We start from the raw sequence: 10,000 nt of genomic DNA, 5'->3' as shown, positions 1-10,000 counted from the left end.
CCATGGGTGTGGCCGTCTTCGCCGGCATGATCGGGGCCACCGTCTTCGGCCTGTTCCTGACGCCCGTCTTCTACGTCACCCTGCGCGCCCTGACCGGCAATCGTCCGCTCAAGGCCCATACCCACCCCGATGAGTCCGGCCACGAAGGGATCGACCCCGCGCCGAGCACCGCCACGCTGAACTCACATCCGGAGGCACATTAATGTCTCGCTATAAATCCCTGATACCCTTAACCTTTGCGGCCCTTCTCCTGACGGGGTGCGCTACCGCCCCCCTGACGCAGGACGCGGGCCTCACCCCGCCCGCGGCCTTCAAGGCCCCGGCCACAACCGAGACCACCGCGCCACCTCTGGCCCAGAAGGCCGACGCCTTCTGGCTGATCTTCGGTGACCCGGTGCTCGACGATCTCGAAGCGCGCGCCATGACCCGCAATACAGACGTGGCCATCGCCGCCGCCCGCGTGCAGCAGGCCCGCGCCCTGATCCGTCAGGCCCGTGCCATGCAGCTGCCGCAGGTCAGCGCCGGACTGCAATCGTCGCGCGCCTCGCAAACGGGCCAGTCGCCCAAGGCCTCGACCCTGCACGCGGCCGGCCTCGACCTCGGCTATGAGGTCGATCTGTCCGGCCGTCTGTCGAAGGCGACACAGGTGGCGACGCTCGACGCCTCTGCCGCCGAAGACACTGCGAAATGGGCGCAACTGCTGGTTCAGGGCGCGGTGGCTGAGACCTATTTCGCCCTGCGCGCCCTCGATGAAGACCGCGCCATCGTGGCCGAAACGCTGGAGGCCTATCAGGGCACGCTCAGCGTCACGCAAAACCGCTATGCCGCCGGTGATGTCGCCGAACTGGACGTGGTGCGCCTGCAAACCGAGGTCGCAACAACCGAGGCCGAGCTAAAAGCGCTCGACCGTCAGAGGGCGCAGATCGAAAACGCCCTGAGCCTGCTGGTCGGTGACCTGCCTTCGACCTTCCGCGTCGAGGCCAAGGCGTGGGAGGCGCAACCCTGGGCCGGGGCCGTCCCGCTGATCCCAGCGGGGCTGCCGTCTGAGCTTCTGACGCGCCGCCCGGACGTCACCGCCGCCGAAAAGGCCATGCAGGCCGCCCAGAAGCGCGTCGGCATCGCCAGGGCCGCGTGGTTCCCGCGCCTCAGCCTGACCGCCTCTGCCGGGGGCGCATCGAACGAGCTGTCGGACATCTTCTCCGAAGGGGCGCGCAACTGGTCGCTCACCGCCATTGTGGCGCAGGCGATTTTCGACGGCGGACAGCGCAAGGCCGGCGTCGAGCTGGCGCAGGGTGATCTGGCCATTGCCTTTGCGCAGTATCGTCAGTCGGTTCTGGGGGCCTTTGGCGACGTCGAAAACGCCCTGTCGGACATAGACGGCCTGACCGGCGAAGCCGAGACCCAAGCCACGGCTCTGGCGGCGGCGCGCCGGGCGCTCGACCTGTCGCAGGCGCGCTACAAACACGGCTATGTGTCGCAGCTTGAAGTGCTCGATGCCCAGCGCTCCTATCTGCGCATCCGCCGTCAGGATCTTCAGGTGCGCGCCCAGCAATATCAGGCAACCGTGCGCCTCATCCGCGCTTTGGGTGGCGACTGGACCGTGTAAACCGGGCTCTTCATGACTCTGACGCCTGCCGACCCGCTCGGCAGGCGTTTTTTGTGCGCGATAACGCTTGGAATTGAACGTATTTGCTCTATAAGTCAGACAAATAACCAAAGGGAAACGTCCGATGAAAATGCGCCTCAGCCTCGCCCTTATTGCCCTGTCGCTGGCGGGCTGCGCCGCCCTGCCCCACACCGAGGCGTCGTCCATAGCGCCGAAGCCCCTCTACCGCGACCCGGTCTATGATGGGGCAGCCGATGTGTCGATCATCTACGACCGCGCGGCCAGGGACTGGAAGATGTTCTACACCAACCGCCGCGCCACGCTGAAAACGCCCGATGGCGACGTATCGTGGGTGCATGGCACGCCCATTGGGGTAGCGACCTCGAAAGACGGCGTGAACTGGGCCTATCAGGGCATGGCCGATATCCCGCTGTCATGCACGGGCGAAACCCTGTGGGCGCCGGAAGTCTATGCCGATAACGGCACCTATCACATGTGGCTGACGGTTGTTCCGGGCGTTTTCAAGGACTGGAAGGCCGGGCGCTTCATCGTCCACCTGACCAGCCCGGACCTGAAACACTGGACCTGCGGTGAGCGGCTGGAACTGGGAACCGACCGAGCGATTGATGCCAGCGTCATCCGGAAGGACGGCCTCTATCGCCTGTGGTTCAAGGACGAGCGCAAGGGCAGCCGCCTGTTTGTGCTGCAAAGCCCGGACCTCAAATCATGGGTGCGTCAGCCCGATCCGGTCATCGACACCAATGCCGAAGGGCCCAAGGTGTTCCAGTTCGGCGGCCACTACTGGCTGATCGCCGATGTGTGGAAGGGGCTGATGGTCCTGCGTTCGGACGATCTGAAGACCTGGACGCCACAACCCAACCGCCTGCTGGAACAGCCGGGCACGCAGGCGACTGATAATGAAAAGGGCCAGCATCCCGACGTGGTGGTCAACAATGGCCGCGCCCTGATCTACTACTTCGTGCATCAGTATAAGGCCCCGGAAGCCGCGACCAACCCCAAATACGGTCAGCGCACCGTCATTCAGGTCGCCGAACTGAAGATCGGCCCCGATGGCTGGCTGACGGTCGATCGCAATGCGCCGGTCGATGCGCGGCTGACGCCGCCGAAATAGTCAGACCGCCCGCGCCAGTACGTTGCGGATCGAAAAGCTGGAATGGATGCGCTGCACACCGGGGAGCTTCGACAGCACCTCGGTGTGGATACGCTCAAATTCGCGGGCGTCGGCAATATCAACGCGCAGCACGTAGTCGGCATCCCCGGTCATCAGCAGGCACTCGCGGATTTCCGGATAGCGGCGCACCGCTGCCTCAAAGCGCCTGAGCGTCCCCTCGCTCTGTCGCTCCAGCGAGATGCGGATAATGACGGCGATAGACTCGCCTTCGACCTCTTCGCCGATCAGGGCGGTATAGCCGCGGATGACACCGCTTTTTTCCAACAATTGAATGCGCCGCAGGCAGGCCGAAGGCGACAGGCCCACCTCGGCGGCCAGTCGGGCATTGCTCATTCTCGCATTGAGCCGGAGAAGCCGGATCAGGCTGCGGTCCACCGCATCGAGAGGGCGCATGACAGATTCTTTCGAAAAGCGAACAATTGTTGCGACATATGACACATATATGAACCAATCACGTCAAATAGCACGAACATTCGACGATCCTTGCGTTAATCTTGTCTCTATTGGCGGAAAGAGGGCGGCATGGATCAGGCTCTGGCGAATGAGGCTTTGGCAAACGGCGCAGGCGGCATACTGCGCGTCGATCTCCGTGCTCTGAAAGCCAACTATCTCAAACTGTGCCAATTGGCGGCCCCTACCCCGGTCAGTGCCGTGGTCAAGGCCGATGCCTATGGTCTGGGCGTCGCAGCGGTGACAGACACCCTTTACGCCGCCGGTTGCCGCCATTTCTTCGTGGCCCTGACGCGCGAAGCGCTCGATCTGCGCCCGCATCTGCCCGCTGATGCTGCGCTCTATGTGCTGAACGGACTGACGCCGGGCAGCGAAGACCGCGCTGCCGAAACCGGGCTGATCCCTGTACTGAACTGCCCCGAACAGCTCGACGCCTGGGCCAATGTAGCGCGCCAGATGGGGCAGACCCTACCCGCCCTTCTACAGGTCGATACCGGCATGTCGCGTCTGGGTTTCATGCCCGAAGACCTTAAGGCGCTGGCCCACACGCCGGAGCGTCTTGAGGGTGTGCGCATTGACTATCTGATGAGTCATCTGGCCTGCGCCGATGAGCCCGCCAGTCCGGCCAATGGCCAGCAACTGGAAGCCTTTGAGTTAGCCTCGCGCCTGTTTCCCGATACCCCCCTGTGCTTTGCCAATTCCGGCGGGCTGTTTCTGGGGGCGGAATACCACGCCGATCTGTGCCGTCCCGGTATTGCCCTGTACGGGGCCGCGCCGCACCTTGAGCGGACCAATCCGATGCAGCCGGTCATTGCGCTCGATCTGGCCGTCATCCAGACCCGCAGCGTCCCCGCCGGGACGCGCATCGGCTATGGCGGCACGGTGGTGACCGACGCGCCCAAACGTCTGGCCACGCTATCCGCTGGCTATGCCGACGGCCTGCCGCGCCGGTTGGGCGATCAGGGCGCGGTCTATTTCAGGGGCGTGCGCCTGCCCTTTATCGGCCGCGTGTCGATGGACTCGATTATTATCGACATCGACGCCCTGCCCGAAGGCGCGCTGAAGCCCGGCGATTTTGTCGAGCTTATCGGTCCGCATCAGTCGCTGGACGATGTGGCAGCCGCCGCCGGCACCATCGCCTACGAAATCCTGACCCAGTTGGGTCCGCGGTATCACCGTCACCTCATCGCAGCGGAGGGCTGAGGCATGAAGATCGTCGTTCTGGGGGCTGGGGTCATCGGCGTCACCTCGGCCTGGTATCTGCGTCAGGCCGGGCATGAGGTGACGGTCATCGACCGTCAGCCCGGCCCGGCGCTGGAAACCTCGTTTGCCAATGCCGGAGAAATTTCGCCCGGCTATTCTTCGCCGTGGGCAGCACCCGGTATCCCGCAAAAGGCGCTGCGCTGGCTGTTCATGAACCACGCGCCGCTGATCATCCGCCCCAATCTCGACCCGCAGGCCGTGCGCTGGATGTGGCAGATGCTGATGAACTGCAATAGCGCGAGTTACAAGCGCAACAAGGGCCGCATGGTGCGCGTCGCCGAATACAGCCGCGACTGCCTGATGGCGCTGCGGCAGGACATTGGCATCCGCTATGATGAACGCACGCAAGGCACGCTGGAAGTCTTTCGCACGCAAAAGCAGATCGACGGCCTCACCAAGGATATTCAGGTGCTGAAAGACGGCGGCGTGCCGTTTGAACTGCTCGATACCGACGGCTGCGTTGCCGCCGAACCGGGGCTTACGGCCTCACGTCACAAGATCGTCGGGGGCCTGCGTCTGCCCAATGATGAAACGGGTGATTGTTTCAAATTTACCAATGCCTTGTCTGAAAAAGCTGAGGCGGCGGGTGTGGTGTTCCGCTACGGTGTCGATCTGCGCGGGCTGGTCCGCGAGGGCGAGCGCATAAAGGCGGTGCAGACCGCCGATGGCGATATCGAAGCCGATCTGTTTGTGGCGGCGCTGGGCAGCTATACGCCCGCCTTCCTGCAACCGCTGGGGCTGGATGTGCCGGTTTATCCGGTCAAGGGCTATTCCCTGACCCTGTCCATCATTGATGACCACCGCGCCCCTCTGTCCACCGTGATGGACGAAGCGCATAAGGTGGCCATCACGCGCCTCGGCACGCGCATCCGCGTCGGCGGCATGGCTGAGATCGCCGGTTTTTCAAGGGACCTGCCAGAAGCGCGTCTCAACACGCTGAAATACGTCGTCGAAGACCTGTTTGGCGGCGCAGGCGACCTCAATCACCCGAACCTGTGGTCGGGCCTGCGCCCGATGACACCGGACGGCACGCCGATTATCGGCCCGACGCGCTATGGCAATCTGTGGCTCAATACCGGCCACGGCACCTTGGGCTGGACCATGTCGTGCGGTTCGGGCAAGGTGCTGGCGGACCTGATCAGCGGCCAGACCCCGGACATTGAAACGGGCGATCTCAGTCTTAAGCGTTACGCCGCCTGAGGTTCGGTGCGAGTGCCGGTGCGGTTAAATTTAGGTGTTACGGTATAACCCGGATTGCCAAGTTCAAATTATACGGTATACATTTTGACATTGCCACGCCTCACAGAGTGATCTCATGAAAGCCCTTCTGCGCGCCACCGCCCTGTCTGTCATTCTCGCCACCTCCGCCCTGCCCGTCAGCGCCGAGGTCGATCCGGCCGTTCAGGCGAAGTTCGAGACGATCTACAAGACCGAATGGGAATGGCGCGGCAAGCAGTCGGCGGCCAATGAAGACACGCCCGCCGATCAACGCGGGGGCGGCCTGCCCGACGTCTCAAAGGCGGCTCAGGACAAAAAACTGGCCTACTGGCAGACTGTGCTTAAGCAACTGGATGCCATCGACATCAGCAAGTTGTCAGAAAAGGACGCTGACAATTATCGCGTCTATCGCTTTCAGATTGAAACCCTGATCAATGCTCAGCTCTATAAGCTCTATGAGCGTCCGGTGGCCGGAGATACCTCCTTTTGGTCTGATCTGGGTTATATTGCGAGCGGCACCTTCCGCAGCGAGGCCGATTATCGCAACTATATCAAGACGCTGGGCGACATGCCGCGCTATTTCGGTCAGAATATCGACAATATGCGCTCTGGCCTCAAGCGGGGTTTCACCCTGCCGCGCGTCTCGCTGCAAGGCCGCGATGTCTCGCTGACGCAGGTGATCGAGGCCAAAGGTGAAGCCAACCCCTTCTATAAGCCGTTCAAGCACTTCCCGGCGACTATTCCTGCCGACAAACAGGCCGAACTGAAAAAGCTGGGCCTTGAGGCCATCCAGAAAAGCGTCATTCCGGCGCACCAGAGCGTGCTGACCTTCCTCAATGGCGAATATACGCCCAAGGCGACGACGTCCATCGCCGCTATCGACCTGCCGGATGGCCACAACTTCTATCAGGCCCAGATCTACGAATACACCACCCTCACCCTGACGCCGGACCAGATTCATCAGATCGGTCTGGACGAGGTCGCCAAGATTCGCGGCGAAATGGACGCGGTGATGAAAGAGGTCGGGTTCAAGGGCGATCTCAAGGCCTTCCTGACCTTCCTGCGCACCGATCCGCAATTCTATGCCAAGACGCCGCAGGAACTGCTCGACCGTTCGGCCTGGGCCGCCAAGATGTTCGACGGCAAGGCCGGTGACTATTTCGGCCGTCTGCCGCGCATGCGCTTTGCCATCATCCCCGTGGCTCCGGAAATCGCCCCCTTCTACACCAGCGGACGCGGCGGACCCGGCGGCTACTGGGTCAATACCTATAACCTGCCGTCGCGCCCGCTTTATTCGGTCATGGCGCTGACCTTGCACGAATCGGCGCCCGGCCACGCCTTCCAGATGCCACTGGCCATGGAAAACAAGGGCCTGCCGCCCTTCCGTCAAAATGGCTACATCTCGGCCTATGGCGAAGGCTGGGCGCTCTATTCTGAACGTCTGGGCGTCGAGATGGGCATGTATCAGACACCCTATGAGCGCTTTGGCATGCTGAGCTATCAGATGTGGCGTGCGGCGCGTCTGGTGGTCGATACCGGGATGCACGCCAAGGGCTGGACGCGCGATCAGGCGCTCGATTTCCTGCGTGAAAACACCGCCCTGTCCGAGCATGAAATCACCACCGAGGTCGATCGCTACATCGCCTGGCCGGGTCAGGCGCTGAGCTACTATCTGGGCGAAATGGCCATCTGGAAGGCCCGCGCCAAGGCCGAAGCGGCGCTCGGTGAGAAGTTCGATATCCGCGCCTTCCATGACACGGTTCTGGAACTGGGCTCCGTGCCCCTGCCGGTGATGGAACAGGCCGTGGACCGCTTTATCGCGCGCGGCGGCACAAGTCCGTACAAGGACGAATAATTAGTCCGGTGGCGGATTAATCATTTAGCCATCCTTGGCCACGCCTTCGATCAGCGGCACAAAGCGCACCTCGCCGAGGTCTTCCACCTCATAGGCTTCGGGGGTGCGCGTATAGCGCAGCAGGCGCTGCACCGACCCGCGCCCCTGTGGTGCGACCATGATCCCCTTGACCTTGAGCTGCGCCAGAAGGGGGAGTGGTTCGTCAGGAAGCGCCGCAGTGACAAGGATGCGGTCAAACGGCGCCTGCTCCGGCCAGCCGTCCCAGCCATCGGCAAAGCGATAGATGATGTTCTCCATCATCAGCCGCTTATGGCGGATTTCGGCCTCCAGCATCAGGGAGCGATAACGCTCGATCGTATAGACGTAACGGCACAGGCGCGACAGGATCGCCGTCTGATAGCCAGAGCCTGTGCCAATTTCCAGCACACGATGGCGACCTTCCAGCTTGAGGGCCTGCGTCATCAGGGCGACGATATAGGGCTGCGAAATGGTCTGGCCCGCGGCGATGGGGATGGCGGAATCCTCCCACGAGCGGTCAAGGAACAGTTCCGGCACGAACAGGTCGCGCGGGGTGTACTCCATAGCGTGCAGCAGCTTTTCGTCCTGAATACCCTGTGCTTTCAGGCTGGCCAGCAGGCGCTCGATGCGGGTTTCCGGCAGGGGGGCCTCGCTCATCGACCGGTCTCCTTGAGGTCGGGGGTACGGATACGCTTCGGGGCCGCGCCACCGAAAACGCCCTTATAGGCGTGCAGCGTCTCGTAATGTGTCAGATCAAGATGCAGAGGCGTCACCGAAATGCGGTTTTCGGCGACGGCCTTGAGATCGGTGCCATCGACCAGCTCGCAGTCATGACCGTGAAAATCGAGCCAGTAATAGGGCCGGCCGCGCGGATCGACGCGCTTGACGGCGTGCAGATCATGCAGGTCGCGGAAGCCCTGCCGCGTCATTTCCACGCCCGTCACCGCCTCATCGTCGCAGTCGGGGAAATTGATATTGAAGATGAGGTTGTTCGCCCAACCCTTTGTTAAAAGGGACGAAATGACCGGCGCACCATAGGCCCTTGCCGCTTCCCACTGCGCTTCGACGTCCAGATCGAAGTCCAGACACTGCGACAGGGCAATCGACGGGATGCCCAGCGTCATCCCCTGCAAGGCCCCGGCCACCGTGCCGGACAGGGTCACATCCTGAGCGAGGTTAAAGCCGCGATTAACCCCCGACAGGACCAGATCAGGGGGTTCAGGCAACAGGTCGTTGACGGCAATCTGCACGCAGTCAGTCGGCGTGCCGGTAACCGCAAAGGTGCGTTCATCCAGACGGTGCGCGCGCAGCGGGTCGTGCAGGGTGATCCCCCGTCCCTTGCCCGACTGCTCATAAAGCGGCGCACACACCCAGACGTCATCCGACAGTTGCGCCGCAATCTCACGCAGCACCATCATGCCATACGCTTCGACGCCGTCGTCATTGGTCAGGAGGATACGCATGGGACTCACCTTTCGCCCTCCGTACTAGAGCGCTCTTGGCGAACGCACAAGACATCCCCGTCAGGCGTGGCTCAAAACCGTCTTCAGGACCGATGATCCACAGATGACACGCTTCGGCAAAATCCCCAGGCACGCGAGTCGCATATCAAGATTCTCCAATTTGACGAAAAACATGGTTAACGCCCGGGCGTGCGGTTAATGGCAACCGGCGTAACAGCGGCCGATAGTGCCGGGGGCCACTCAGTAAATGCCTTCCTTTCAGCCTTACACTTCCTGATTTTCAGACATTTCAAAACACAGCCATCTGTCGAATATTTTAAAGGCTACAACCATGTCGGAATATGTTGGGTGGACGGATTACGCCGACGTGGCAGATACCCCTGCCGCCCTGTCCGCCTCTCTTCTGCGCCGCCGCCCCGATCCCGAGGCCCTGATCCTGCACCGGAAGCCTCAGAGCTGCCGGGTGGCGGATAGCCCCTATAAACGCTTTCTGGATATAGGGGTTGCGTTTCCGGTGCTGCTGTTCCTGCTGCCCGCCTTACTGATCCTCAGCCTGCTGATCAGGCTCGATTCCGCTGGTCCGGTTCTGTTCTGCCAACGCCGCACCGGCCTGAACGGGCGCGTGTTTAAAATCTACAAGTTCCGCACCATGCGGGTCGCAGAGGATGGCGCGCACGTGGTTCAGGCACAGCGCAACGATGCCCGCGTCACCCGCCTGGGCCGGTTTCTGCGCCGGACCAGCCTCGACGAACTGCCACAACTCGTGAATGTGCTGAAAGGCGACATGTCTCTGGTCGGGCCCCGCCCGCACGCCATCGCGCACGACAAGGCGTTTGCTTCACGCGTCCCCGGCTACACCGCCCGCTTTCGCGCGCGACCGGGCCTGACCGGGCTGGCGGCTATTCGTGGCTATCGCGGGGAAATCCACACACCCG

The 10,000-nt window shown here is 62.3% G+C and carries 10 protein-coding genes; 7 read left to right on the top strand and 3 right to left on the bottom strand.

Annotation, left to right across the window (positions count from 1 at the left end):
* The 3 genes from LDL37_RS06240 to LDL37_RS06230 all read left to right on the top strand — a co-directional run.
* Nucleotides 1-203, top strand: a 203-nt coding sequence (locus LDL37_RS06240) for a hypothetical protein (RefSeq protein WP_290795689.1), incomplete at its 5' end; no start/stop codon positions are given.
* Nucleotides 203-1,606: an efflux transporter outer membrane subunit gene (locus LDL37_RS06235; RefSeq protein WP_290795687.1), complete on the top strand. Its 1,404-nt coding sequence runs from the start codon at nucleotides 203-205 to the stop codon at nucleotides 1,604-1,606. The genes LDL37_RS06240 and LDL37_RS06235, both read left to right, overlap by 1 nt.
* A gap of 124 nt (nucleotides 1,607-1,730) precedes the next feature.
* Entirely contained in the window at nucleotides 1,731-2,738 is a 1,008-nt protein-coding gene (locus tag LDL37_RS06230; RefSeq protein WP_290795685.1) for a family 43 glycosylhydrolase, read from the top strand.
* Here the strand turns inward: LDL37_RS06230 and LDL37_RS06225 are convergent, their stop codons facing one another.
* Nucleotides 2,739-3,191, bottom strand: a complete 453-nt coding sequence (locus tag LDL37_RS06225) for an Lrp/AsnC family transcriptional regulator (protein WP_272740131.1) — start codon at nucleotides 3,189-3,191, stop codon at nucleotides 2,739-2,741.
* A 129-nt stretch (nucleotides 3,192-3,320) separates the two neighbouring features.
* Between LDL37_RS06225 and alr the strand changes: the two genes are divergently transcribed.
* The 3 genes from alr (at nucleotide 3,321) to LDL37_RS06210 (ending at nucleotide 7,584) form a co-directional block, all read left to right on the top strand.
* Nucleotides 3,321-4,451 carry an alanine racemase gene (gene alr, locus LDL37_RS06220; RefSeq protein ID WP_290795680.1) on the top strand — a complete coding sequence of 377 codons (1,131 nt, stop codon included), beginning with the start codon at nucleotides 3,321-3,323 and terminating at the stop codon, nucleotides 4,449-4,451.
* A 3-nt stretch (nucleotides 4,452-4,454) separates the two neighbouring features.
* Nucleotides 4,455-5,711 (top strand): D-amino acid dehydrogenase, encoded by a 1,257-nt coding sequence (locus tag LDL37_RS06215; protein ID WP_290795678.1) that lies wholly within the window; start codon nucleotides 4,455-4,457, stop codon nucleotides 5,709-5,711.
* Nucleotides 5,712-5,826: 115 nt separating this feature from the next.
* The gene (locus LDL37_RS06210) at nucleotides 5,827-7,584 is read left to right on the top strand and encodes a DUF885 family protein (RefSeq protein WP_290795677.1); all 1,758 of its coding nucleotides are present in this window, start codon (nucleotides 5,827-5,829) and stop codon (nucleotides 7,582-7,584) included.
* Between the two features lie 24 nt (nucleotides 7,585-7,608).
* Here LDL37_RS06210 and LDL37_RS06205 read toward each other — a convergent pair whose 3' ends face one another.
* Nucleotides 7,609-8,259 carry a protein-L-isoaspartate(D-aspartate) O-methyltransferase gene (locus LDL37_RS06205; protein WP_126420239.1) on the bottom strand — a complete coding sequence of 217 codons (651 nt, stop codon included), beginning with the start codon at nucleotides 8,257-8,259 and terminating at the stop codon, nucleotides 7,609-7,611.
* Entirely contained in the window at nucleotides 8,256-9,065 is an 810-nt protein-coding gene (surE, locus tag LDL37_RS06200) for a 5'/3'-nucleotidase SurE (RefSeq protein WP_290795672.1), read from the bottom strand. The genes LDL37_RS06205 and surE overlap by 4 nt, the downstream gene beginning before the upstream one ends.
* Before the next feature lie 331 nt (nucleotides 9,066-9,396).
* Here surE and LDL37_RS06195 point away from each other — a divergent pair.
* Nucleotides 9,397-10,000 (top strand): sugar transferase (locus tag LDL37_RS06195; protein WP_290795670.1); only part of this gene is annotated, 604 nt, incomplete at its 3' end.

It is taken from the genome of Asticcacaulis sp. (assembly GCF_020217185.1).
Classification (GTDB): Bacteria; Pseudomonadota; Alphaproteobacteria; order Caulobacterales; family Caulobacteraceae; genus Asticcacaulis.
Note: the sequence above shows the minus strand (reverse complement) of the source record. Positions and strands in the feature narration are given on the sequence as shown.

Coding starts and splice junctions, on each gene's coding strand:
- LDL37_RS06235 (WP_290795687.1), top strand. CDS start 203: ATGTCTCGCTATAAATCCCTGATACCCTTAACCTTTGCGGCCCTTCTC.
- LDL37_RS06230 (WP_290795685.1), top strand. CDS start 1,731: ATGAAAATGCGCCTCAGCCTCGCCCTTATTGCCCTGTCGCTGGCGGGC.
- LDL37_RS06225 (WP_272740131.1), bottom strand. CDS start 3,191: ATGCGCCCTCTCGATGCGGTGGACCGCAGCCTGATCCGGCTTCTCCGG.
- alr (WP_290795680.1), top strand. CDS start 3,321: ATGGATCAGGCTCTGGCGAATGAGGCTTTGGCAAACGGCGCAGGCGGC.
- LDL37_RS06215 (WP_290795678.1), top strand. CDS start 4,455: ATGAAGATCGTCGTTCTGGGGGCTGGGGTCATCGGCGTCACCTCGGCC.
- LDL37_RS06210 (WP_290795677.1), top strand. CDS start 5,827: ATGAAAGCCCTTCTGCGCGCCACCGCCCTGTCTGTCATTCTCGCCACC.
- LDL37_RS06205 (WP_126420239.1), bottom strand. CDS start 8,259: ATGAGCGAGGCCCCCCTGCCGGAAACCCGCATCGAGCGCCTGCTGGCC.
- surE (WP_290795672.1), bottom strand. CDS start 9,065: ATGCGTATCCTCCTGACCAATGACGACGGCGTCGAAGCGTATGGCATG.